The sequence below is a fragment of the Limnovirga soli genome (assembly GCF_013106755.1).
GTDB classification, from domain to species: domain Bacteria; phylum Bacteroidota; class Bacteroidia; order Chitinophagales; family Chitinophagaceae; genus Limnovirga; species Limnovirga soli.
The window spans coordinates 237581-264330 of record NZ_WHPF01000008.1 but is presented as its reverse complement, the minus strand read 5'-3'; the positions used below and the strand labels follow the sequence as shown (position 1 = coordinate 264330).

The window sequence follows — 26750 nt, the reverse complement described above, 5'->3', positions numbered from 1 at the left end:
GGTATGGATAAATCGCCACAATCGAACCGCAAATTACTGATTGCCTATTCCGGGCTGGCTATACAGCTAATTGTCATTTTAGGATGCACGGTGTATGCCGGTAATTATATGGATAAGTGGATAAAAAGCAACTCCCCCTTATTTATATGGATTTTACCTTTGCTATTTATTGCAGGCATGATGATTAAAGTAATAAAAGACACTTCAAAAAAACAATAATGGCTACATCTTTTAACAAAAAAGCAATTGCGCCACTGGCAGTTGTATTCTTACTGGTAAATTCTACCTGGATGCTTTTTGGCAAATTTCTGGCTGATAAGGGTATAGACCCGCTGGTGGTTGGTTATGGCAATGGTATACTGTTTATTTTATCGTTGGGTGTATTTTTTATGCAAAAAAAATCATTGTCCAGCAATAACCCCAATGCGTTTGTACGCAGTGTAATGGCAGGCACGGCTATAAAGCTGGTTGTAATTGCTGCTGCGGTAGTAATTTATGTTTATGTAGCCGGCGAATCAAAAAGCCGCTATGCCATTTATGTATGTATGGCATTATATTTTTTATACACTTTTATTGAAGTAAAAACCATATCCCGTATAAACAAAGAGAATGGCAGCCGCTGAACATCCCATGCAGGCACTGGCGGATTACCTGCCCGAGGGTAGCTTTGAAAGCGTGGCAGATTACCTGCACCGCCATAAAGTGCATTTAACCATTACACGTGAAAGAAAATCGGTATTAGGCGATTATCGCAATGCCATTCATGGCAAAAATCACCGTATTACGGTAAATGGTAATCTTAATAATTATGCCTTTCTTATTACGTTGCTGCACGAGCTGGCGCACCTGCTTACATACGAACAATTTGGGCATCGCGTAAATGCACATGGTAAAGAATGGAAATATATCTATGGCAGTATGCTGGCCAATTTTGTTACCAAAAAAATTTTCCCACCAGATATTGAAGCCGAGTTACGCCATTCGCTAAACAACCCCGCAGCAAGCAGTTGTGCCGAGGAAGGATTAACGCGTGTATTACGTAAATACAACGAGCCCAAAGAAAATATTCGTCTTTTAGAAGAATTGCCCAAAGGCAGTAGCTTTAAAATAAAAGACGGCCGCATTTTTGAGAAAGGCGAGCGCCTGCGCAAACGCTACAAATGCAAAGAGCAACAAACCGGCAATTTCTATCTTTTTAGCCCTGTTTACGAAGTAAGGCCTCTATAAATACATTGTTATTAGCCCGGCAATAATAGTGCTATTAAGCCCGGTTGCGTCGCACTCTTGTACACTATAACCATATGCAGCAAAACATAAACTCTTATCTAAAGTTTTGCAAGCCGTTCATAAGCCCTACATTTATACAAACAAAATATATGAACAAACTAATATTACTTTCCATTATGGCAATTCTTAGCATAGGCACGGTAAATGCACAACAAACCAATAGCAGCAAAGTACTAAGGCATGTGGTACTGTTTAAATTTAAAGATAATACCACCCCCGCCGAAATAAAAAAAGTTACCGATGCATTTGAGAAGTTACCAACACAAATAAGCCAGATAAAAGCATTTGAATGGGGCGTAAACAATAGCCCCGAAAAAATAAATGAAGGCCTTACCCATTGCTTTTTTGTAACATTCAGCAGCGAGAAAGACCGCGATGATTACCTGGTGCATCCTGCACACAAAGCATTTGTAGATATATTAAAGCCATTTTTAGACAAGCCAGTTGTGGTTGATTATTGGACCAATTAAAATAAATACCAACAAATAGCTGCTGCAAACCATATTTTTTGCAGCAGCTATTTATTTATGGGACATTTATGCCGTAAATCCAAGCTAATTAAACCTTACCAAATCTTGCTGATGAATTTTACCTGCCGCTATTTTATACAGTAATATTACTGAATCGCTAATCTCACTAAAAACTACATCGTAAATTTTACGCCAGTTACGCCAAACATACTCACCCAGTTTCTCTGTACCATAGCCCTCAATACCCCCAATAATAATTATTGTTTTACCCCTTGCTAATTGTAAGCGTGCAAAAACAGCATAATCCTGTTTCTTCTCCCGGTTGGCAGCATAGGTTTTTCCGGCCAGCATTATTTTGTTTTCTTCGGGAAGCCATTTAAACACCGCATTAAAGGGTGGCATAGTTAATAATCCATAAGAAAGTTTATTACCAAAAAGGCCAATACTAATCCAGGTATCAGGCTTTTGAATATCCTTTTTAAAAAAACGGTCAACCAAATTATCTGTAAGTAATTTGTATTGGGTGGCATTCATTCGGCTGCACAGTTCTTTAAACAAAACCTCGGTTTTAATATCGGTATAAGCACCAAAATCACTTGCAGGCAAATTACTGTCCAGTTGCCCGAAAGGATAGGTAATTAACATCGTTTTTATGCCATATTCTTCGCGGTAATTCAACAGCTGTTTAAAATAAATTTCATCGTTGGCCATTTTAAACTGCAGCATATATTGCTCGGCTTTTTGCAGGTAGGTGTAATAATGGGTACTGCGTTTATACAACTGGTTAATGCGTTCGTAAAAATGGGTGCATTGCTGCAATGGCAAGCCTAGTGCTACAGCTATTTTATCAAGGGTTTCTTCCTTTGCTTTTAATAAAAACTCTTTGTTGGTTTTACAAAATCTGGACATTTGTTTTGCCATTACCACAGCAGCATCCATTGTTGGTTTTGTGTTTTTCAACAGCATGCGCCTGATATCTGTTTCGGTTGGCTGTTCTTTATTAATGCGCTTTCTAATCTCTTCTATTATATAAATACCATAACCTACTTTAACGGTATGGTATGGTATTTTGCGTTGTTGCGGCATGGCAGGCTAAATATAGGTAATTCTTTTAATTTGGACTTGGCCAGACTTACCGCTTAAACTAATTAAGAACATATGTAATATTGTTTTACAAGTAACCAAAACAAACTGCACAGTGTGAGTGCTATTGCCATCCTGCTGTGTAATGCGGCTTTTGCAATTTGAATGGCACAAAAAAGGTCAAATAAAAAGGCTTGTATTGGTTTACTGGCATTTGCATTTTGCACCACAGTATTACTACAGTACAAGAGTGCGACGCAAGTACAGCTTAATAGATAATCAGCACCCTGGCCCCAAAAAATGGCCAATTTTAATAAATATAAAAACGATTGTATGCAAGCAGAAACAAAACAAAACATGACCATGAATGCCATGGGCAAACTGTACGATGATAAACAAACACCAGGCAATGCCTCGGTAGCACGCACGGCGCATAAATTAAACGACCGAAGCAATGGCAAAGCTTTGCGGGTGCTTAGCGAGGAACAATGGAATTTTTGGATAAATAACGGTTATGTTATAATACCTAATGCAGTACCGGCCGAAGACGTAGAAAACATGGCCAATATGCTTTGGGAGTTTGAAGAAAAAGACCCTGCCAACCCCGAAACCTGGTATGCAGAAGCCCGGGCAGAGATACAAATGAAAGAGCTAAAAAATACCGGTATGGTAGAAATGTATAACCACCCTCTTATGTGGAAGAACCGCATGAACCAACGCGTTTACGATGCGTTTGTAGATATATGGGGTATAGAGGAATTATGGGTTACCATTGACCGCGCCAATCTTAATTTTCCGGTAAGGCCAGGCCATGAATACAAGGCCTTTATACATTTTGATATTGATACCAGTATGGTACCCAAGCCTGTAAATGTGCAAGGCGTATTGGCTTTAAGCGATACGGATGAATTTACGGGCGGTTTTCAATGCGTACCCGAGCTATATAGAACCTTTGATGAATGGGTAAAAACACAACCTGCAGACCGTGATCCTTTTAAACCGGATACCACCGGTTTTGAGATTGTAAAAGTAATGTGCAAAAAAGGCGACCTGTTAATATTTAATAGTATGCTGGCACACGGCATTAGAAAAAATGAAAGCGATAGGCCCAGACTGGCGCAGTATATTTCGTTCACACCTGCGGTGGAAGAAAATGAAGACCTGCGCACCTGGCGTATAAACTCCTGGAAACACCGTATTGCGCCAGAAGGTTATGCTTTTCCCGGCGATCCCCGCAAATGGGAGCAAACCAAATACGAAAGAGCAGAATTAACCGAATTAGGTGAAAAAATACTGGGTTTAAAAAGCTGGCATTAGAAAGTTAGTGTACATGTTTTTGTACCAGGCTGTGGGAAGCTAATACAGCTTTACTTGCGTCGCACACTTGTACTTACTGATTATTTGGCAACAAAAAAACTAAGTAAATGCACTACCATTAAGTGCATTTACTTAGTTTATAAAAATACTTATTCTATATTTTCAGAAAGATTGGGCAAGGTAACGGTAACAGTAGTACCCTCATTTAAAACAGAGCTAAGCGATACTGTACCTTTTAGTTTTTCCACCGTTTCTTTTAGCATATATAAGCCCAGACCAGTACCCTGTGCAGCATCTGTTGCACGGTAAAACATCGAAAACAATTTATCAAGATGTTCCTGCCCAATGCCCAGTCCATTATCGGTTACTTTTAGAATGGCTGTATTTTGCTCTATTACAATGCTAATCCTGATAAACTTATTTTCTTTATGTTCATCACTGTATTTAATAGCATTGGAAATAAGATTATTGATAATCATGCTAATACGTCCACGGTCTGATATAAATTTCTCCTCTTGCTTTATTTCAATTTCTTTTACAATGCTTTTTGCATTATGGGCAAATTCATGTGCTTCTAATGATTGTTGCACCAATTGTGAAAAATGAATATCGGTTAAATCCAATCCCACTCTTTTATTTTTAGCAAAATCAAGGATATCATTGATAAAAAATTCCATTCGGTTCAGGGCTTTTTCTCCCATATCCAGATAGGTATTTATTTTCTCTGTATCAGTTTCTGTTTTGGCTATTTGAAGTATCCCTAATGTAGATGCCAGTGGCGACTTAAGGTCGTGAGAAGTTCTGTATACCAGAATATCCATTTCGGCATTAAGTTGTTGTAGTTGGTCGTTTTTATCCTTAATTGAAATATTCTTTTGATGCAATTCGTGATTGATTTCTGAAAGTTCCCGGTTGGCAATACGCAATGATTTAAATGCATAAGAAAATTGCCTGGATAATAAAATAGTAATGGCAATAACCAATACATATAAACCCACATAAAACAGCTGCGTCGATTCTATAATAAGGTTGGCGTATAATACATCGTTAATGGAGGTAAAGAAAAATATAATAAAGCTAATAAGGAAAATACTACTACCCTGCCGTTTATGTTTAGAGGCTTTTATATAGGCATACAAACCATAGCAGGCAGTTAAAATTAAAAACCATCCATACTCAGGCAATAAATAAGTATAATAATAATGCGATGCAAATAAGCCAACACTTAAAAACAAAGCCCCTATAATTAAAACAGCATAAAGTACTTTTCTGGAAAATTCTTTTGGAAAAAGCTGATAGGAAAACAAAGCCATAACCGGTACGGTTAAAAACAATGAAATGTATTCTATACGGCGTACTATTTCCCAATCAATAGAAACAATATAATGAATGGAAACCTCTCCGGTAACCAGGGCCCGGATACTGAGAATAATACACAAAACAGTAAAATAAAAATAAATGTACTTGCGCCGGAAGAAAACGAATAGAATAGCGAAATAAGCGCTGCAAAGAAAAAAGCTACCCGCTACAAAAAAATTAAGTGCATTGCTTTTAAGCAAATTGCTATAGATATTTTTTGATGGCCCCAGCGAAATGTAATCCCATACACCGCCTACCCTATCGCTATAATTGGCTACATGCATAATAATCTCAATGGTATCGTGCAGTGGAGTTACGGGTACAATTGCTGGTTTTAACAAGGGAATAGTACCTGCCGAAGTTGAATCGGGTTTACCGGAATGATATAATTCCTGTCCATTTATATAAAGCCTGTATGCTGAAGCTACTGTAAGCAATTTTAAGACCAGCAAGTCGTTTTGTTTTGGGCATAGAATCGTAACCCTATAAGTACCATAACCACAACCTTCCTTTTGATTGTTTTGGTTTTTTATACCGTTATTCCAAAATGAAGGCACTTTTATAAATTGTTTACCGGGTAATACCTGTGTGTTGTTGAAATCATTTGGTGAATAAAAAACAGCAGGATAAAATTCCCAGTCGCCATTTAGCTGAACAATGCCAGCTTGCTGCCAATTGATATGACTAATATCAAAATAGCCCGACCTGACGGTTGTAGTATCGGCAGCCGTAGCAGTAATGACTGATAGGAGTAACCAGGTGTTTAGTAAATAGCATTTCATAATCTTCCTTAGTTTTTTAGTTGTTTAGGGAAAAAGCCAAGGGAACGGTAGTATTTACAAATCACTTAACATCTTACTTGTGTATATCAAGTTGTTTTTGTAAACACCAATTATTGTAAAAGAAACAGGTTATATGATGATAACGCAGATCTTGCTTATTAGTCGTACAATTACTATTAGTGAAAACGTTAATCGTAAATTTAATGGTATTAAGATATCGCCAACCTTAAATTTTATGAAAGAAGCATATTGATTTATATAGATAAAAAATAAATAACTTCTCGTATTAAACAAATATGCAATGCCTTTTTTGAGCGATAATTCAGGTGGCTCATTTTTTGTAATAGTTGAGGTTCTGATATGGCTAGAATAAAAAGCTCCAGAAATCAGGTAACATCCTAATAAAAAAAAGCTGCGTGCTGGTTCAACCGCACAAGTGTGCGACGCAAGGGAAGCTGATAAAGCTTATTGAGCTGGGATAACACATTGTATTAAAAAATAATATTACTATTTCAATTTGTTTGTACTATTTACAAACAAAAAAGGCTGCCCTAGTGGACAGCCTTGTGAAAAATATAAAGAGCATTATTTTTTCTTTGGATCTTCTTGCCGGCCCAATGGTTTATCTTTTGCAAAATCTACCAGAATAGGTGCAGCTACAAAAATGGAAGAATAAGTACCAGTAATAACACCGATTAACATGGCAAACGCAAAGCCTTTTGTTACTTCACCACCAAATATGAACAATATTAAAATGGTAAGGAACACGGTTAGTGATGTCATAATTGTACGGCTTAAGGTTTGATTGATGGCCGTATTAATGATGGTTGCTTTATCGGTACCTTTCATTAAACGGGAATCTTCACGTATCCTATCGTACACAATTACGGTATCATTCATTGAGAAACCAATTACAGTAAGTACTGCAGCGATAAAATACTGATCAATTTCTAATGGGAATGGAACCAGGCCTTTTGCAAAGCTAAATACAGCCAGCGTTACAAATACGTCGTGTAATAATGAAACGATGGTACCCAGGGAATATCTCCAATCTCTAAACCTGATAAATATATACAAACAAATAACAATGATGGCGAAGATGGTGGCTTTAGCTGCACCACTTTTTAAGTCATCGGAAATGGTTGGTAATACAGTTTGTGAACTTTGCTTATAATTATTATCAAAATCTTTATAAGTAGTACCTGCAGGAATAAATTTCTGCAAGCCATTGAATAAAGCTACTTCTACCAAGGAATCTACATTATTGCCTGTTTCTTTAATACGGTAAGAGGTAGTAATGTTTAATTGATCGGCAGTATTAACTGTTTTGATAATCGGAGATTCAAGGAAGGTCTTTTTCAATTCATCCCTTACCTCTTCTACGTTAGGAGCTGTGGCAAATTTTACCGTATAGCTACGGCCACCTGCAAACTCAACACCCTGATCAAAACCATGGAAATAAGAACTGATACCTAAAATCAATACTACAACAGAAATACCGTATGCATATTTTCTGTATTCAATAAACTTAAAGTTGGCATGTTTAAATACCCGCTTGGATACTGAAGTAAAATATACAAAGTGCCTTTGCTTATTGGTATAGAAATCAGTAATTAACCTGGAAATTAAAATACCACAGAATAAGGAAAGTACAATACCAATCATCTGTGTGGTTGCGAAACCTAATACAGGGCCTAAACCAAAAATAAATAATATTAATGCAGTAAGGAAGGTAGTAACGTGTGCATCCAAAACTGGTGCATAAGAACGCTTATAACCATCGTTTACGGCAGTTAAATAACCTTTGCCTCTGGAGAGTTCTTCCTTAATTCTTTCAAAAATAATAACGTTGGTATCCACCGCCATACCAATGGTTAACACTAAACCGGCAATACCAGGTGCTGTTAAGGTGAACCCTAATGCAGCCAGAATACCAATGGTAAACAATAAGTTTAATATCAACGCCATATTTGCTACCCAGCCGGCCGTATTATAATACACCAGCATTAAAGCAAAAATTACAATAAATGAAATAAAGAAAGATAATGCACCGCCAGATACAGCTGCCTGTCCTAGTGTTGGACCAACAACTTGTTCTGCTACAATCTTGGCTGGAGCAGGTAGTTTACCTGATTCCAATATATCAGCTAAATCCTGTGCTTCTGTAATGGTAAAGTTTCCTGAAATTTCTGAAGTACCGCCAGTAATGGCATCAATAACATTTGGAGCGCTATATACAAAATTATCCAACACAATAGCAATTGGTTTGCTCTTGTTTTCGGCAGTCATTTTTGCCCAGATACGGGTACCTTCTGCATCCATAGTCATACTAATAGACGGACGGCCTTTTTGGTCGAACTGCTGGCTGGATTTACTTACGTGTTCACCTTCCAGTTTTGCCATTCCATTATCTAAAGTTCTGATGGCATATAAAGCTAAACGGTCTTTTAATGTTTTACCTGTATTATCTTCAACGTTACCATACATAAATACCAGGTTAGCCGGCAATTTACTGGCAACTACTTCCATCCTTAAATATTCACCTAATTGCGCTGTATCGGTTTTTAATACATTACCAATATAGGCCGGGAAATAAACACCACCCTTTTCATCCTTTTGTCCCTGGGCTATACCAGCGAACAAAGTGAAAATTGGGTTTTCGAGTCTTCTGATGGATGCAGAGTCAGTAAGCTTTGCAGTACTGGTTTTCTTGGCAGTATCTTTTCCTGAGAAAGTAAAGGTTTTGGTAGTATCTACAGCTGCACTGGCTTTTGTAGTATCGGCAACAGCAACAGCAGTAGTATCTGCTGCAGGCTTGGTGCCTTTTAGCATATCAGAAATCGCTTTATCACCGCTTTGCAATGCTTCAGCTACTTCATTAATATTATATACTTCAAAAAACTGAAGATTGGCAGTTGACTGCAAATAACGACGAACCCTTTCTGGATCGTTAATACCTGCCAATTCAATATTGATGATACCCTTAGCCGGATTGGGATTAATAGTTGGAGAAGCCAAACCAAATGCATCAATCCTGGTGCTGATAATACGCAATGTATTTTTAAACGCATTTGCAGCTTCTTCCCGCAGGTAACTTAAAACTGCTGCATCAGATGCATCGAATTTTATTTTATTATCACTACGGGTGGCGAATAATGGAGCCAGTTTTGCACCGTTAGCTACTTTGGCATATTCGTTTCCAAAAATGGTAATAAGATCTGCACCACTATTGGCTTTAATGGCAACTGCGCTATTTAGTGCATTATTAAATGCCCCATCTTTAGAATAATTGGCCAAGGAGCGAATTAATCCATCCAGACCTACTTCCATGGTAACACTCATACCACCCTGCAAGTCCAGACCTAACATTAATTCTTTGTCTTTGGCTTCCTGGTAAGTAGTTAAACCAAAAGGACCAACAGTGGATTCTTTTGTACTATCGAGTATGCGTTGTTTTCTTTTTGCTTCAAGATTGGATAAGGTATCCTGATAAGCAGACTGCAGCTCTTTATTGCCCGGATATTTTGTTTCGGCAGTTGGATAATTTGCTTTAACCCATAAACTGGCTTTTTCTGCAACGCCAGTTTCGTAACTGCGTACAATCCATGTAAATGAAAGTTGATAAAGACAAATAAGAATGAGCGCTATGGCAAAGAAACGCACTAAACCTTTAAGTTGCATATACTATGTGGGTTTACTAAATTTTTGTGAGCGGCAAAGATAGGGGTTTGGTAATTAAATTGACTAGTAAAATAATGCATTAAAAAAGCATTATTTTTTTTGAAAATTTAGCTTAATTACGTCTTTAAATAATTGATATTCAATTAGATAATAATTTTAAATTATTTTATTGATTTTAGCCTATTTAAGAATTTGCTTCTTTTATTTTCCTAGTCATTTAAAATTTTAGCCATCAAGCCGCTACTTGGCAGCCTAAATAATACGTTTACGGGATTATCATGCCGGGATATAGCCAGGCCCCGAAGTGTGCGACGCAAGTAAAGCTGCAATAGCTTGTACTGCCGGGCACAAAAAAAAGGAGCAACCAAATGTTTGCCCCTTTTATTATGTGTAGTATACTATAAATTATTGTACGTTAACCAAAGTAATATCAAAGTATAATAAACTATTGGGCGCAATGGTGGGAGGTGCTCCGTAACAGCCATAAGCCAATGAGGATGGCACTACCATTTTAATATGCCCACCCTTACCAATTAACTGTATACCAATTTGCCAGCCGGCAATCAACTGGTTTAAAGAGCTGGTAAAAGGAGCAGAAGATTGGTCTACAATTACACCATTTAATAGCTTGCCCACATAATTAGTAGTAATGGTAGAGCTTAAAGTAGGGTGTGGCAAAGTACCCAATTCTAAAATTTGATAATAAATACCACTGGGATCTTTTGTATACGTAATACCATTGGCATTGCAATAAGCAATAATTTGTGCTTCCTCAGCAGCAGGCGTTACATTGGTGCAATTGGTTGTGCTGCTGGTACTTTTTATGCAGCCAATAAACAAAAAAGGCACAATTGCCAGAATGAACATTTTTTTCATGTAGAAATCTTTTATTTAAATTATGACAGAACAAATACTAAAATGGTTGCATGCGCCTTTAAATACTGACGCTAAAATTATTTTTGTTGCCGGCAATATACCATAATGCAGCTTTACTTGTGTCACTCACTTGTACGACAACAACTGTATTCAACAAAAATTACTAAAAACGGCAAAATAGCCCGTTTAATGCTGTCTCTTACTCGCTTTTAGTGGCTTTATTCCTTTTATGTACCAGCTCTTTATATTGCTGCTCCTTCATATCCCACTGGTATTTTTTATAAAAAATAGCCATAAAAACAGCAATTGCCAGTAATGCAATTAATAAAACCACAGGGTTTAATTCAGCATTGGCAATCATATTGGCCCTTTCGTACCAGTTCATATCCAGCGATAACAATATACCGGCAGAAATTAGTAATCCGAAAGGCAGCCCTATAAAAAATTGCCTCAGTAGTTTTTTCTCCCTGTCCCGGTTCTTTTCCCAATAAGCAATAAATTTCTCTTCGTGGCTGGTAAGCATGCTGCAAAAGTAGGTTTGCAAAAACTAAAAAATTCATTTGCATAAAAATTAACTTTCTTGGTGTTAAAATTTGTAATTTCAGCCAAAAAAAAGTGAATCAATACGATTTCCTTATCCACCAATATCTGGAAGAACAAAAAACAGTTACCCTTGAAAAAATTGGGACGCTGATTCTTACACCATCTTCTACCGCTGATAATCTGCCATCAGCAGACAACTTAATTGGTTTTCAATTCGATAAAAAGGCCATCACCTCTCCAGGACTTATTGAATTTATTGCACAAAAAATGCAAAAAAACAAAAATCTGGTTCAATCAGATCTGGAATCCTATCTGGAACTCATGCGTCAGGTAATTAATATTGGCAAGGCTTATGAAATTGAACGGATTGGCACTTTTCGAATTGGCAAATTCAATGAATATGGGTTTACTGCTTTTGATTTTTCTCAATTAACAGACCAGCAAAAAAACAGCAATAAAAAGGCAGATAAACAGCAAAACGTGCCATTATTGGAAAAAAACACGGGTAATAAACAACTATTAATGCTTTTGGCATTATTAATCGTGTTAGGTGTTTTGGGGGTTATAGGATGGGGATCATATACCCTGCTTACTGCCAACAAAGCAAAAGAAAAAGAAGCCTTACAATATGTGGATACCGTAGCAGGTACTACAACTCCTGTAACTACCATTCAGGATACTATAAGAAAATTGGCTATTCCTTCAGATACATCCACTATATTCACCATAATTACCGACTCAGCCAATTACAGACTTATTTTTGAAACAACTACTTCGGCAGCCAGAGCCAGTTATAGAACTGCACAGCTAATAAAATTTGGCAACAAAAACACGGCTTACGATAGTTTGCGAACTGATACAGGTTTCATTTATCACCTTTATTTTAAAATGAAACTAAATACCTCAGATACGGCCAGGGCCAGAGACTCTATACAAAGATTTCTGCAACGCCGTGTTAGAATTGTGCCTGTAAAAGATTAAACTCTTTTCATGAAAAAGTCATTAGCATTTCTTTATTTTCTTTTCTGGATTATACTTGCACTGGATTGTTATTTAATGCAGGCAGGCTACCAGGAAAACAGGCTATTTACCAAAACACTGCTGGTACCTATATTATTAATTGCCATTTTTGTTGAAACATCGCATACCAATCATAAAAGGTCAAAAATATTAGCCAACCTGGCTTTAACCTTTTGCTTTCTTGGCGATTTTTTCCTTCTTAATGATAGCAACCCAAATTATTTTATTGTAGGCTTAGCCTCATTTTTAATAGGTCATCTTTGTTTTATCGTTTTCTTTTATCGGTTAAAACAATATAAACCCAAATACAGTAATTTTCTGCTAGTTACCTCACTTGGAGTTTTTAGTTATGTGGCGTTACTCATAACTATTTTGTGGGGCAGTATAGATGCACAACACCTGGCCTTACCAGTTACATTATATGCTTTTGTTTTAGGTCTGATGTTGCTAAGCGCTATTTATTCTATTAAAAACAGAAGTATCAAAAAACTGGCAACCAACCATTTTATTCCAGGGGCTGTGTTTTTTGTTATATCAGACTCGCTGCTGGCCATAAATAAATTTTTACTCCCAATTGATTATGCAGGGCTGGCAGTAATGATAACGTATGGATTGGCCATTTTTTTACTCTCTACCGGTATCATCCGTTTTTTAAGAAAATAAACATCTATTCCATTAAAATAAAAAGGCCTTCCCGTATTACAGGAAGGCCTTTTATATTATTAGCATTAGTATTAATAATCCATACCCATTCCACCACCACCTGGCATTGCAGGTGCAGCAGATTTAGGTTCTGGCTTATCAGCTACCACACATTCTGTTGTTAACAACATACCTGCAATAGAAGCTGCATTTTCCAGCGCTACGCGGCTTACTTTAGTTGGGTCAATAACACCAGCTTTAAACAGGTTTTCGTAGGTTTCGGTTCTGGCATTAAAACCAAAATCTTTAGTGCCTTCTTTAATTTTTTGAACTACGATAGAACCATCAATACCTGCATTTTGGGTTAATGTACGGATAGGTTCTTCCAAAGCACGGCGTACAATGGCCATACCTGTTTGCTCATCAGCTATCTGGCCTCTAACTTTAGCTTCAAGGCATTCAATAGCACGAATATAAGCAACACCACCACCTGGTACAATACCTTCTTCAACTGCAGCACGAGTTGCATGTAAAGCATCATCCACACGGTCTTTCTTTTCTTTCATTTCCATTTCAGTAGCAGCACCTACATATAATACGGCAACACCACCAGCCAATTTAGCTAAACGCTCCTGTAATTTTTCCTTATCATAGTCAGAAGTTGTGTTTTCAACCTGAGCTTTAATTTGGTTTACACGTTCAGTAATTGTTTTCTTTACACCTTTACCACCAACGATAATAGTATTGTCTTTATCAATGGTAATAGAAGCAGCCTGACCTAAAGAAGTAAGATCTGCAGCTTCTAATTTGTAACCTAAATCTTCACTAATTACAGTACCGGCAGTTAAAATCGCGATATCAGTAAGCATTTCTTTTCTGCGGTCGCCAAAGCCAGGAGCTTTAACAGCAGCCACTTTCAAAGTACCACGTAATTTGTTTACAACCAGTGTAGCCAATGCTTCACCTTCCAGGTCTTCAGCAATAATTACCAATGGACGGCCACTTTGAGCAACTTTCTCTAAAATGTGCAGAATATCTTTCATTGCAGATATTTTCTTATCGTAGATAAGAATATATGGGTTCTGCAATTCAGCCTGCATTTTCTCGCTATTTGTTACAAAATATGGAGAAATATAACCACGGTCAAACTGCATACCTTCTACTATATCAACAGTAGTATCAGTACCTTTTGCTTCTTCAACGGTAATAACACCTTCTTTACCCACTTTAGCAAAAGCTTCAGCAATTAATTTACCAATGGTTTCATCATTATTGGCAGAAATAGTAGCAACCTGTTGTATTTTCTTACTATCGTTACCTACAGTTTGAGACTGGCTTTTTAAATTCTCTATTACCAAAGCAACAGCTTTGTCAATACCACGTTTCAAATCCATTGGATTTGCACCGGCAGCAACCATTTTAAGGCCTTCGCTTATTATAGATTGTGCTAAAACAGTAGCAGTTGTAGTACCATCACCTGCAATATCAGCAGTTTTAGAAGCTACTTCTTTTACCATTTGTGCACCCATGTTTTCAATTGGGTCTTCCAGTTCAATTTCTTTGGCTACAGTAACACCATCTTTGGTAACTGAAGGTGCGCCAAATTTTTTCTCAATAACTACGTTACGACCCTTTGGGCCTAAAGTAACTTTTACCGCGTTGGCCAAAATATCAACGCCACGCTTCATTCTATTCCTTGCTTCAATGTCGAAGAAAAGTTGTTTTGCCATGATTATTTTTTTTTTGAATGTTATAAATGAGAATGCTACAATTTTTTATATTATTCTCTTTTATTTTTTGTAGCCGGCTGCACATTAAACAGCGGCTTTTCTTGCGTCGCACACTTGTACGGTAGAATATATTTCAACAAGCAATGCAACACCCGCAAGTGTACGGTTTTGTTTTAAATTAAGTTACACAATTGCAAGAATATCGCTCTCTCTCATAATAAGAAAGTCGTTACCTTCTATCTGAATTTCAGTACCGGCATATTTACCATACAATACGTTGTCTCCAACTTTTACAACAACCGGTTCATCTTTTTTGCCAGGACCGGCAGCTACAACGGTACCACGCTGAGGTTTTTCTTTTGCAGTATCAGGAATGATAATTCCACCGGCAGTTTTTTCTTCAGCAGCGGCTGGTTTTACAATTACCCTGTCGTGCAGAGGGGTAACATTGAGTTTTTTAGCCATAATTGTATTGATTTTTAGAATTTGTGAACATTTAAATTGTCGAAATCAGCATAGCCATTACTATGCCATGCCTGTAAAAAAGTCAAAATTTCATATTTAAGGGCTAAAGCATTTACCGCCATTGGCATTGTTGGCAGTTAAATTTTGTTACCCAATTTAAAAACCGGGCTTTAGTGACAAAATTTCTGCTTTCTGATATTAGCGGCTTTTAATTAGAAGCTGCAAAATGTTATGCCGTACAAGTGTGCGACGCAAGAAAAGCTAAATAGCACTTTCTAAAGCCGGGCTACAAAAGGTATTAATATAACAATCTTACCTTAATGGTTTCCTTTTCTTCACGCAATAAATCGATGGCTTTTTTGGATAATTTTTTATCTACATCCAGCACTACATAGCCAATATCTTCGTTAGTTTTAAGGTATTGCCCCACAATATTGATATTGTGTTTGGATAATAAGGTATTAATGGCACCCAAAACCCCCGGAACATTATTGTGAATGTGCAATATGCGATGCGCACCCTCTACCGGAGGTAATACAATAGCCGGCACGGTATGTGAACCATTGGTAATGCCTTTCTCCAGGTAATTAAACAGTTTAAGGCTTACATCTTCTCCTATATTTTGCTGGGCTTCTTCGGTTGAACCACCAATATGCGGGGTAAGAATTACATTACTCAGTCCCTGTAAAGGAGACTCGAAACGATCGCCGTTTTTTTCAGGCTCCCATGGGAAAACATCGATGGCAGCACCACTTAAATCCTGATCTTTTAAGGATTTGGCCAATGCATTTAAATCTACCACTTCGCCCCTTGCATAGTTAATAAGTATTGCGCCTTTTTTGCAATATTTAAGATTGCTTTTATTGATGAGATTTTTGGTTTGAGCAGTTTCGGGCACATGCAGGGAAATAATATCTGCATTACTCATAACTTCTTTTAACGACTTGCAGGCGGTGGCATTGCCCAAGGGTAATTTGGTTTCGGTATCATAGAAAATAACTTTCATACCAAGGCTTTCGGCCATTACACTTAATTGAGAGCCAATATTACCATATCCAATAATACCAAGGGTTTTACCGCGCATTTCAAAACTGCCTTTGGCCTCTTTTTGCCAAATGCCTTCGTGTGCTGCTTTATTTTTATCTGGTATACGGCGAATAAGCATAATAGATAACCCGAGTACTAATTCTGCCACACTACGTGTATTGCTATAGGGGGCATTAAATACTACTACCCCTTTTTTACGTGCTGCTTTAAGGTTTACCTGATTAACCCCTATACAAAAACAGCCAATAGCCTGCAGCTTGGTAGCTGCCTGCAATACATTTTCAGTTATTTGGGTTTTAGATCTGATGCCCAGCAGGTGCACATTTTTAATTTCCTTTATCAATTCTTCTTCACTTAGTGCACCGGCAATTTTTTTAACATTGGTGTAGCCGTTTTGCTTAAAAATCTGAACCGCTTTATCGCTAATATTTTCAAGGAAAAGTATATTGATTTTTTCTTTGGGGTAACTTGTTAAATCGCTCATATATTTAGGTGGCAATTATATGGAAGTAAAATAATGGGTAAAATGAAAATCCCCCCGATGTTTTTAGACTGCGGAGGGATTTTAAGATGGTAAAGAAGGTTATTTTTTTGCGTAACGCTTCTTGAACTTATCGATACGACCTGCAGTATCTACCAATACATTTTTACCAGTATAGAATGGATGCGAGGTATTAGAAATCTCCAGTTTAATTACCGGATACTCATTACCATCTTCCCAAACAATTGTTTCTTTGGTATGTGCGGTAGAACGGCCCAAGAAGGTAACGCCGTTACTCATGTCTTTGAAAATTACAAACCTGTAACTTTCCGGATGGATCCCTTTTCTCATATTATTTATGATTTTAGGCAGCACGGATTTTGCCGTACTATTAAAAAATTTGAGGTGCGAAGTTAATAGTATGTGCTATTTTAACCAAATGATTTTTTGAGCTAATACACTGTCAGTAACGATTTGAGCTTTTCTTTACCGGCGTTAAATTGCTGCAAAACAAACGAAAACGAGGCGTAATACATATTAAGTACCTGATAATCAGCCATAAAAAAGTTTTTTAAAATCAATTTGGTAATAAAATTTGAATTTATATCTTTGCAATCCAAAAAATCCCGTAAGGAGGTATAAAATATATGCTTATCATCGATTCAAAAGATTGCGAAAACATTGACAAGGCGCTGAAAAAGTACAAGAAGAAGTTTGAAAAAAGTAAAGTACTGTTGCAGCTGAGAGAGCGTCAAAGCTTTACCAAGCCTTCTATTAAACGTCGTCAGGAAGTGTTAAAAGCTGCTTACAAACAGCAGATAGCCAGCGGTAAGATAGAAAAATAAGATAATTTTTATCAATACATAATTTACAGCCATAAGGTGTATAACTTTATGGCTGTTTTTATGCATATACCCCAGCATACCGCTATAAAAGAGTTTATTAACTACCTTACTTTTGAAAAAAGGTATTCCAGGCATACCATTACCTCATACACACTCGATCTGGAACAGTTTTTTACATTTGTTCAAAGCCAGTATGGAGAAATAGACCTGCCTAAAATCTCCAGCAGTATCATCCGTACCTGGATGGCCGAATTAAAAAATGATACCCTGCAATCCCGAAGTATAAACAGAAAATTATCCTCCTTAAAGTCTTTTTTTAAATACCAGATAAAACAAGGCACCATCATACAATCGCCCTTAACTACCATTGTATCCCCTAAAACGAGCAAGCGTTTGCCTGCCTTTGTGGAAGAAAAAAATATGGATACCCTGTTTAGTTATGTTGAATTTGGGAACGACTGGAAAGGAAAAACTGATAAACTAATATTACAACTGTTATACCATACCGGCATGCGGCTTAGCGAACTTATAGGCCTGAAAGAACAACATATAGATTTTGACTACAAACAGGTAAAAGTGTTGGGTAAAGGCAATAAAGAAAGAATAATTCCCGTAAGCCAGGAATTATTAACCAATATAAGGCACTATATGGCAGAAAAACCAGTACGCCTGCCGCAGGTAACCGTGCTACTGGTAAATGCTAAAGGAAAACCCCTTTACCCTAAATATGTATATACCACCGTAAAGCATTACCTGGGCGCAGTAACTACTATTGATAAGAAAAGCCCACACGTGTTAAGGCACACATTTGCCACCCATTTAATGAACCATGGCGCCGACATTAATGCTGTTAAAGAACTACTGGGCCATGCCAGCCTTGCCGCTACACAGGTTTACACCCACAATACCATAGAAAAACTAAAAGACGTTTATAAAAAAGCGCACCCAAAAGCTTAGTACACAGCTGTTTATTCTACAAAATTTTATGATAAAGCTTTACAAAACTATGCTACTTAATATTTGATTTTATGTATTTATTGCAGTAAATTACATATTGTAAATCCAAGCCCAAACAAGGTTTATTTACGCCATATTTTTAATAATTTTTATTGTTCACCCAAAAAGCAATTTGCTATGAATGTTAACATCCAGACTGTGCACTTTGATGCCGATGTAACCCTGATTGATTATGTTAAGAGGAAACTGGAAAAATTAAATACTTTTCACGATGGCATTATTAAAGTTGACGTGTTTTTGAAGTTGGATAATGTGGTTCACAACATTAAAGACAAAATAACGGAAATCAGGGTGCAGGTACCCCACCATAATTTCTTTGTAAAAACCTCTACAAAATCCTTTGAAGAATCTTTTGATCACTCCCTTGATTCCATCATAAATCAAATCAAAAGAAAAAAAGAAAAATTAACCGCCTAGTGTAATATCAAAACCGTGCCTAAAGCACGGTTTTTTGTTGGTGGTTAACCAGCTCCTGTTTGATATATGAGGCTGCACTTGTGTCACTCACTTGTACGTTCTGTTTTCATGGCAGCAAAATTTACTTCAACTTATTAATTTCGGCATTAAGTAGTTACAGCCATTGTATTTGGCAGTAGTGTGCATGCATATTCTACAGTACAAGAGTGCGACGCAAGTAAAGATGCACAATGAAATTTTGCCGGGCTAATAGCTTACAAATTCTCAGACTTCAACCACATTTGTTTTGCTAACGTAATCGTGCAGGGATTTATCAAGAAAGGGAATAAAAAAACAATCTATAATGGTTAACCTAATCACACTGCGAATGAGTATTTGTATAAAAGAAGGCTTTGCACCATTGGCATTTACCACTTTGCTAAAGCTTAACCATTTACCTGGGGTGCGTGCAAATAAAAACTCGAAAAACACATAATACATTACCGTGATGGCAAAGAAAAAATAATAGAAAGGAAAATAAATGATGTGATAATAAAACACATAAAATTTCCAGGTTTGAGCAGCTATATAGCTTATTAGAAAAATAATAGCCGTATCAATAAGAAAGTTAATTACCCGTGTACCTATACCTACGTTTTGCATCATTGTTTATCTCATTAAATACATTTTTCCGTACCCTTTGTTGAAATACTTATCGGTATTTACTTCAAAGCCATCTGTACCATAAGTAGGAAACTTATCTAAGCGGTTTCCATTTTGGTTAGTGATAACGCGGTAAAGATAAACCCCATTTGCCAGTTTTTGGCCATACATATCGGTACCATCCCATTTATAGTCGGTTATATTGCGGCCAATATGCAAATTGCCTAATTCTTCTTTGGTGATTTCTTTTACAATTTTACCTGTAATGGTTAACACCTGTATACGAATATTCTGTGGTACTACGCTGCCGGTGATAGTAAATACAAATGCCGTTGAACTGGTAAATGGATTAGGGTAATTAAACATATTACTTATCATGGGCTTATTGTACACCTGAAACGAAACCACATAATCTACCGAGCCGGCTGTATTATTGGTTTTATCCTTACCATGTACAATAAGCTGGTAAGTACCATCCTGTAAAAAATAAGGGGAGAAATTTACGGTAGCTGTATTATCGGCAGATCCGCTTGTTGCTGGCGTAAACCGCAATGTATCATTATTAAAATAGAACCTGCGCAAAGTACCATCGGGGTATTGCAATTGCACATTTAACAATGCCGTATCATCCAACAAAAGATATTTTGATTCATCTTTTAATTTAATAATAATCTGCGGTGCGGCAGACACCACATCGTTATTAAGAATATGAATACCATCAAATGTTACATCTAATACCGGCTTATAATCATCTGGCTTTACCAGGAAATTTTTATACAAAAAGTTATTAAAATGCGTTTGTTCTGGCTGGTCGTTTTCCGGATTTATATCAAGGTAAATATTGTTATTACCACTATAATTTTTTGTATCAATCTGGTAATTAATTGTGGCCGTATCGCCGGGGTTTAGTTTTCTAAGTTTTGGAATAGGAATATTTGTAGCCACATTGGCTGCATCATTAATGGTAAAATTCACTTTTATACTGTCAGTAAAAGCTACATCACTAACATTTTTAAAGGCAATAGTAAACATGGATTGCTGGCCCAGGCTAAGCGTATCTTTAAAACTGTAATTGATATTTGGTGCAAGGGCTCCTTCGGGAACAGGATCGTATAAAATGCGCCAATACCTTAGTTGGTATGGGGTAAAATGAATGCTATCCGCATTACGCATTTGTAACCGGATATAAGGGAATTGTACCGGGCTTACACTGCTGATATCAATATCCTGCTGCGCATCCGTTAAAGTATATAAAACTGTTTCTATACCGTTGGCATCAACTCCAATAACATCCACGGATGGCAAATCTCCTGCAGTTGCATCCAAAGAAGATCCTCTCCATTTAACCTGTTTCCACGCTGCGGCCGGACCAAACAAAGGAGAACTGATATATCCCAATGTATCAGGTGTAGGTATATCCCTTGTTAATGCAACCTGATCGTCCAGACCAGCGGTTAATACCCATTGCGGCGAAAATAAAGGTGTATTTTTTGCGTATAAAAAGGCCCAGGTTCTTGGATATGTATATTGATCAATGCCAGCAAAGCCGGCATTCAACAACCTGTTATAAGCCGAATTACCTGCTCCATAAATTTGTTCGTCGTTTTTCCATACATCCACAAATGGTTGCTGATCAAAAGGCTGATCAAAAATCTGGCGTGCAGATACAATATACCCATCAGGTATCCAATCCATAAAGTCACGCATTTTTCTTCTTCCGGTGGTATCTAGATAAGAAAACTCAAAATTATGTTCCGTACCTGCTGGCCCACCCACATTACAGGTACCTGCACTACCCATAAACCCACCATAAATACCTGAGGCGGTGGTAGAAGGTACCGCCTGGTTATATAACAATTGGAGATTAGCTGGATCAAACACATTAAATATTACCGAATGGCCCAAACAAGCACTTTTAGTAACCGTTCCACCATTTATCTGTATCATAAAATCTGATGGTTGAAGGCCACTAGTAGGAAAAATGGAATGTACAATTTTAAATGCTGATAAACTTGGTGTAAACATCCATTTCCTGCTAAAACTATCCAAATAAATACGGGTATCCTGAGATTTTAAATGTTGGTATACATGTGATTGATTGTAGCCAAAACTACTACCAGGTAAATAAATAAAACTGCTTTTATTCCAGATATTATTCCCATCCGATGTTACTGCTGCTACCCTCCAGTAGTACACGGTACTATCAGTAAAAGTAAGGCCGGGATTAAATTCCAACACACCGCCAACTGAATTAATTGTTTCGCTATACCTCAAAGGAGAATTAAATAATTCTGTTGTATCAATCTGCATAATATAGGCCTTAGTAGGCATTATTGGATTGGCAGTAGACGCAACCAGTTTTATATTCTGCCGGTTTACAATACTAAAATTATAAGGGTAAACTGGCTTTAACGCATCTTCATAAATTTCAAAAGTTTTTGTAACAGTATTGTTTAGTTCACTTAGCTCATCATACTCGCCTGCGTTATCAATTGTTACAATAAGTTTATTGGTGCCAATATCTTTTGTTGTATTAATAGGCACATTCAACATCAATGAATCTGCATAACCAAAGGCCTTTACTTTTTTATTTACCATATCTATCGTAGACCCGTCAGGATATTGCCTCCTTACAAGCACAGAAACTGAGTCTCCTGCAAAACTGCCGATATTATAAAAAATAGCCTTTATAGTGAATGCATTATCCGCAACTGAAATAAAGGATGGGTTTATAATAACAGAAGGATCTTCTACTACATAATCTGGTTTTGCATGCGGATTAATTTTTATAGCCGGATCACCATGTAATATATTTTCTTCTGCATGTAAATATCGGGTGGTAGAGTCAAGTGTGGTATTAGCAACCAATGTAGTAATCGCATTCTTAATGTTTATAGCAATCGCCTTATCGTACCCTGCCCCGCCCATCGAATTATAAAAACTCTGGTTATAGGTATCCAGATAATTCGCTACCCCAAAATGCGAACTGGCTATAAAAGCAATTGCTCCCTTATCTTTTGCCAGCACAAATTTCTCTGACAATGAAGATATCAACGATAATCGTGATGTATCGTAGGAATAAATATTACCTGCATTGCAACCGTTTACCAGAAATACCGGGTACTTACCAAAATTGCTAAACTGATCTGGAGAGTATAAATTATAATCAAGCGAGGTAGCCGCCGAATGCCCAAAATAATTTAGCATACTAACGCCACCATTAAACAGCTGTGTCATTAAAGCATTGGTTACCGGTGTTTCCGGCCCGGTAGTAAGCCTGCTAAAAGTGGTAACATTAGCACCATATGAGGGCCCCTGAATTATATCTTTATACGTATTTAAATAAGTACCAAGGTAATCAAGCGATGGATCGTTGGCGCCCACCACATGCACCATGGTTTTCATCCATATTTTTTCCTCAATGGTTTGATTGGTACTTTGTTGTGCCTGTTCGTATTGTTTTAATTTATCTAAATACACCTGTACTTCCTGCGAACTAATTACAGCAAGCCGGCCAATAGGCGTTGCCGGAACAGGATCAAATCCATCCGAAGCCAGCATATTATCTGATGCTGGCCAGCCAAAAGTGGGTATAAGATTTAGTTTTTCATCATAGGGCGATGCTTCGTTATACCTGAATTCATTATAAGCAACTGCTTTACCAATTAAAAAAACAAATTTGGGTGCTGCCGAAAAATGGGTCCTTGCATATCGCAGAAAATTTTTCACACTTAAGGGATGTTCCTTTATGCCAAATGCAAATTGATCTACCAGCTCATCTATATCAAATATTTTTGCATTATAGCCTCCCCCTGCAACACTTGAACGGTATGCTTTATAATCATTGATAACCGTTGACCCACTGGTTAAAATCTTATTGGTAATTATCAGGTAATCGCCCTGCACAGCTGTGTTGGTAAAATCAACAAAATTTCTTTTTACAAGTGTTGACACCGGATTAATATTGGGATTATCCTCGCTTACCAAAACTAGATTTCTGTCAACTGAAGACGGCCCCAAAGCAAAACGTAGTACCCCAGTCTGTGCGGTGTCGGCAACGTACCGCTTTTGATTCGTTATATCATACAATACCGGCGCAGCACCAATGCCCTTGTTAAAATTGCTTATTTGCAGGTAATTCCCTGCATTATTTGCCGGCAAGCTAAATTCAAAATTGGCGGCAAAATCAAAATCAAATAAACGTGGGTATTCCAAATCTACAAAGCCAACCGCTATGCGGTCATTGGCATCGTTACTAATATTTGAAAAACTAAAGTTTACTGCAGGCGTATTAATAAGTGATAAGTCAACTGAATTAGATAAAATTGCCGCATTAATGGTTGTAAGCGGCTGATTAATAATTGTAGTACCATTAATTGCCGCCGCAACGCTGCGATTTACACCTAAAAACGAATTCCCAACAAAACTTACCTGCAATTTTGCAGCAGGACCCGATAATGCTACATACAAATTACCTGTATTTATTTGCAACGGGTCTGATGGATTAATATCATTACTTGCCCACCATTCGCCAACATCGTAGGTAGAGGAATATACATATTCCCCAAAATAAACAGGCTTTCCTGGGTTAAGACTGAATTGTAGATTATATCTGTAATGATGGATAAAATAAGGGTCTGGCAATAATGTATTGCCAGCAATATCATTTACAACTTCCTGCAAGCGAAAATTGGCGGCAATATTTGTATTTGCAGTTAAATAAAAAGCAGCTGTATCTGTCTCTAAACTCAATGCATCAGATAACTGATTACCTGCATCCTTATACAAAGCCTTATCGGGTTTACCATCGTTTCTTATACCCCAAAATTCTATATAACCATTGGCCGGTATTTGGCCATTGGCCACACTGGTAAAAATGGGTACCTGCTCTCCATTACGCCATAATTGAAACTGCTCGGCAGGCGTATTTCCCAACCCTGCAGCAGCCAGCGTACTTTGAAAAATTCTAAACAAGCCCGTTCTGCCTACTTTAAATTTATAATAGGTTTTATTGTAATCAATCCACTCATTATTATACACCTGCCCATGAGCGTGCAATCCACAAAAAAAGATGAGTAATATGATGATAAATTTCCTCATGGTGCAGGATAATAGCCTTTTTCTTTACTGGATTTTCCAGGTCTTTGAATAATAGGAAAACTTCCTCTTTTCTTTGAATCCATATCCTTGGGTGCCAAATTTAAACGCAGCGAAAACACATGTGTATACAATGGATTACCCTGATTGGCCAAATTACTATAGGCATAATCAATGGCCACATTGCCCACTTTAAAACCGGCGCCAATACTAGGCTGGTAAATCCAAACTTTTTTTTGATTGACGGTATCCCCATCTGCCAATGCCTTTTGAAAGTTGGAAACACCCGCCCGCAAAAACAACACCTCATTTATATTGGCTTCCAGTCCAAATTTAGGATCAATACTAATGGGGTCGGCGCTTATTACCGTATTACGTTTACCATCAAAACTCAGATTAAAATTGGTTTCGGCCAGCAAATGAAAACTTTCTCCAAATGCAAAATTATAGGCACCGGCAATAACCAGCTGCGGCGCAGTTAATTCAGTAGATTTTACGGGTATATCATTATTGGTTAAATACAATATTTCTTTTGCCCGCTCATCAAATGAAAAACTCCACGCATTAAAGGTGGTGGTAATATCCCGGGCGGCAATTCCCAAACGCCAGGTAGGCGTTTTATACATAAACCCTATATCAAATCCAAAACCCCAGGATTGGGCAAAACTTCCCACTTTTCTATGAATAATTTTTGTATTGGCGCCCCAGCTTAATTGCTTTTTATCCTCATCCTTAAATAATTGGGAATAAGACATGATAAAAGCATAATCTGCCGATGAAAAACTTTGGATATTATTATAGTTTAATGAACCATCGGGTTCTACCAGGTACAAAGTATTGGGAATATCATCTACCCCAAACCTAAGCAGGGAAATGCCGAGTGTCTTAAATTTATCATTTAGCGGAAAAGCACCATTCAGGTAATCGTATTTTCCAATTCCGGCAAAATACTCGGCGTGCATCAGCGATATGGCGGGATGTTCGTACACATATACCAAACCTGCCGGGTTCCAGTAACCCGCATTGCCATCTTCAGTACTGGCTACCTGTGCGCCACCCATGGCAAGGCCCCTTGCACCGGCGCCAATATTCAAAAATTCATTAGAATATTTTCTAAACTGCGCTTTTACCTGCACAAGGGCCAATAGCCCACACCATACCAACAAAAACAGCTTTCGGCAGTAATTCATAATTTCCTGTTACAACGAAAGTAAGGCAGAATTTAGTTTTGCTTGCTCTATATACGTTTTATTACCTGTTTTAGTATTAAAAAAGGCCATTTTAAACAATTTATAAGGCTTGTTTTTTTAATCTTGTAGCCCGTCTTTTGATAAATAATGCAGCTTTACTTGCGTCGCACACTTGTACGGCAGAATTTAGCCTGAGCAACCATGTTTTAGTTGTTTGTTGATGCTTATCCGGATTTAATTTTTAGGTGGAAATACCAATATACCCTCTAATTTTTGATGCCATGAAACCCGAACCCTGAACCGAGCGTGGCAAGTAAAGCCTCATGCATGTGATACAGATGGGCCAAAAATGCATTTAAAAAAGCTACATATTTTCCAAATGCTCTTTCATTAGCGGCTTTATAAAAAAGTTTTTTACAAAGGGGTATTGCATGGCTTTATAATAATCTTCGCTGTTTTTGGTAGAGGACAATATGTACAATTGCGGCATTTTTTCAGGCGGCAATGGCATTTTAGCCAGGTGCTCCATAAAATACCAGCCATTATAAACCGGAAGGTTAAGGTCTAACATAATAATTTGCGGCATGGCAAATTCCTGCGGTTTTTCTATGCTTTGCGCTATATAATCCAATGCCTCTTTACAACCGGAATAGGTTAAAAAGTGATCAGCAAATTGGGTTGCTGCTATTAGTTTACGGGTAATTAATGCGGTTATTGAATCATCATCAATAGACATTACTTCTGCATATTTTGCCATAA

General features: G+C 37.4%; 23 protein-coding genes. 10 read left to right on the top strand and 13 right to left on the bottom strand.

The window, feature by feature from the left end:
• Positions 1-3: 3 nt before the first annotated feature.
• The 4 genes from GD597_RS13150 (at position 4) to GD597_RS13135 (ending at position 1757) form a co-directional block, all read left to right on the top strand.
• Positions 4-219, top strand: a complete 216-nt coding sequence (locus GD597_RS13150) for an AtpZ/AtpI family protein (RefSeq protein WP_171608327.1) — start codon at positions 4-6, stop codon at positions 217-219.
• Complete coding sequence (locus GD597_RS13145; protein WP_171608326.1) at positions 219-623, top strand: hypothetical protein; 405 nt, start codon at positions 219-221, stop codon at positions 621-623. Before GD597_RS13150 ends, GD597_RS13145 begins: the two co-directional genes overlap by 1 nt.
• A complete protein-coding gene (locus GD597_RS13140) occupies positions 610-1227 on the top strand; it encodes a SprT-like domain-containing protein (protein WP_171608325.1) in 618 nt (205 codons plus the stop codon). Before GD597_RS13145 ends, GD597_RS13140 begins: the two co-directional genes overlap by 14 nt.
• A gap of 149 nt (positions 1228-1376) precedes the next feature.
• Positions 1377-1757, top strand: a complete 381-nt coding sequence (locus tag GD597_RS13135; protein ID WP_171608324.1) for a Dabb family protein — start codon at positions 1377-1379, stop codon at positions 1755-1757.
• A gap of 84 nt (positions 1758-1841) precedes the next feature.
• Here GD597_RS13135 and GD597_RS13130 read toward each other — a convergent pair whose 3' ends face one another.
• Positions 1842-2843, bottom strand: coding sequence for a hypothetical protein (locus GD597_RS13130; protein WP_171608323.1), 1002 nt, complete (start codon positions 2841-2843; stop codon positions 1842-1844).
• A 330-nt stretch (positions 2844-3173) separates the two neighbouring features.
• Here GD597_RS13130 and GD597_RS13125 point away from each other — a divergent pair, with 330 nt between their 5' ends.
• Complete coding sequence (locus GD597_RS13125; protein WP_235954293.1) at positions 3174-4157, top strand: phytanoyl-CoA dioxygenase family protein; 984 nt, start codon at positions 3174-3176, stop codon at positions 4155-4157.
• 149 nt (positions 4158-4306) lie between these two features.
• Here GD597_RS13125 and GD597_RS13120 read toward each other — a convergent pair whose 3' ends face one another.
• The 4 genes from GD597_RS13120 to GD597_RS13105 all read right to left on the bottom strand — a co-directional run bounded on the left by GD597_RS13120 (position 4307) and on the right by GD597_RS13105 (position 11378).
• Positions 4307-6298 (bottom strand): sensor histidine kinase, encoded by a 1992-nt coding sequence (locus tag GD597_RS13120; protein ID WP_171608322.1) that lies wholly within the window; start codon positions 6296-6298, stop codon positions 4307-4309.
• Positions 6299-6883: 585 nt separating this feature from the next.
• A complete protein-coding gene (secDF, locus tag GD597_RS13115; RefSeq protein ID WP_171608321.1) occupies positions 6884-9979 on the bottom strand; it encodes a protein translocase subunit SecDF in 3096 nt (1031 codons plus the stop codon).
• A gap of 405 nt (positions 9980-10384) precedes the next feature.
• A complete protein-coding gene (locus tag GD597_RS13110; protein ID WP_171608320.1) occupies positions 10385-10855 on the bottom strand; it encodes an FKBP-type peptidyl-prolyl cis-trans isomerase in 471 nt (156 codons plus the stop codon).
• 199 nt (positions 10856-11054) lie between these two features.
• Entirely contained in the window at positions 11055-11378 is a 324-nt protein-coding gene (locus tag GD597_RS13105) for a hypothetical protein (RefSeq protein WP_171608319.1), read from the bottom strand.
• Positions 11379-11470: 92 nt separating this feature from the next.
• On the opposite strand from GD597_RS13105, the gene GD597_RS13100 reads away from it, so the two are divergent.
• Both GD597_RS13100 and GD597_RS13095 read left to right on the top strand, forming a co-directional pair.
• Complete coding sequence (locus tag GD597_RS13100) at positions 11471-12379, top strand: hypothetical protein (protein ID WP_171608318.1); 909 nt, start codon at positions 11471-11473, stop codon at positions 12377-12379.
• 9 nt (positions 12380-12388) lie between these two features.
• The gene (locus GD597_RS13095) at positions 12389-13081 is read left to right on the top strand and encodes a lysoplasmalogenase (protein ID WP_171608317.1); all 693 of its coding nucleotides are present in this window, start codon (positions 12389-12391) and stop codon (positions 13079-13081) included.
• Between the two features lie 71 nt (positions 13082-13152).
• Here the strand turns inward: GD597_RS13095 and groL are convergent, their stop codons facing one another.
• From groL to GD597_RS13075, 4 genes are all read right to left on the bottom strand, one after another.
• Entirely contained in the window at positions 13153-14790 is a 1638-nt protein-coding gene (gene groL / locus GD597_RS13090) for a chaperonin GroEL (protein WP_171608316.1), read from the bottom strand.
• A gap of 183 nt (positions 14791-14973) precedes the next feature.
• Entirely contained in the window at positions 14974-15255 is a 282-nt protein-coding gene (locus GD597_RS13085) for a co-chaperone GroES (RefSeq protein WP_171608315.1), read from the bottom strand.
• 298 nt (positions 15256-15553) lie between these two features.
• Positions 15554-16786, bottom strand: coding sequence for a phosphoglycerate dehydrogenase (gene serA / locus GD597_RS13080; RefSeq protein WP_171608314.1), 1233 nt, complete (start codon positions 16784-16786; stop codon positions 15554-15556).
• Positions 16787-16885: 99 nt separating this feature from the next.
• A complete protein-coding gene (locus tag GD597_RS13075) occupies positions 16886-17134 on the bottom strand; it encodes a type B 50S ribosomal protein L31 (protein ID WP_171608313.1) in 249 nt (82 codons plus the stop codon).
• 296 nt (positions 17135-17430) lie between these two features.
• On the opposite strand from GD597_RS13075, the gene rpsU reads away from it, so the two are divergent.
• From rpsU to GD597_RS13060, 3 genes are all read left to right on the top strand, one after another.
• Positions 17431-17628 carry a 30S ribosomal protein S21 gene (rpsU, locus tag GD597_RS13070; protein WP_171608312.1) on the top strand — a complete coding sequence of 66 codons (198 nt, stop codon included), beginning with the start codon at positions 17431-17433 and terminating at the stop codon, positions 17626-17628.
• A gap of 60 nt (positions 17629-17688) precedes the next feature.
• Complete coding sequence (gene xerA / locus GD597_RS13065; protein WP_171608311.1) at positions 17689-18585, top strand: site-specific tyrosine recombinase/integron integrase; 897 nt, start codon at positions 17689-17691, stop codon at positions 18583-18585.
• A 177-nt stretch (positions 18586-18762) separates the two neighbouring features.
• A complete protein-coding gene (locus GD597_RS13060) occupies positions 18763-19062 on the top strand; it encodes an HPF/RaiA family ribosome-associated protein (RefSeq protein WP_171608310.1) in 300 nt (99 codons plus the stop codon).
• Between the two features lie 264 nt (positions 19063-19326).
• Here the strand turns inward: GD597_RS13060 and GD597_RS13055 are convergent, their stop codons facing one another.
• The 4 genes from GD597_RS13055 to GD597_RS13040 all read right to left on the bottom strand — a co-directional run bounded on the left by GD597_RS13055 (position 19327) and on the right by GD597_RS13040 (position 26748).
• Entirely contained in the window at positions 19327-19707 is a 381-nt protein-coding gene (locus GD597_RS13055) for an RDD family protein (protein ID WP_171608309.1), read from the bottom strand.
• 3 nt (positions 19708-19710) lie between these two features.
• Positions 19711-24804 (bottom strand): putative type IX secretion system sortase PorU2, encoded by a 5094-nt coding sequence (gene porU2 / locus GD597_RS13050; RefSeq protein WP_171608308.1) that lies wholly within the window; start codon positions 24802-24804, stop codon positions 19711-19713.
• Positions 24801-25991, bottom strand: coding sequence for a putative type IX sorting system protein PorV2 (locus GD597_RS13045; RefSeq protein WP_171608307.1), 1191 nt, complete (start codon positions 25989-25991; stop codon positions 24801-24803). Before GD597_RS13045 ends, porU2 begins: the two co-directional genes overlap by 4 nt.
• 364 nt (positions 25992-26355) lie before the next feature.
• Positions 26356-26748 (bottom strand): response regulator, encoded by a 393-nt coding sequence (locus GD597_RS13040; RefSeq protein ID WP_171608306.1) that lies wholly within the window; start codon positions 26746-26748, stop codon positions 26356-26358.
• Positions 26749-26750 lie beyond the last annotated feature (2 nt).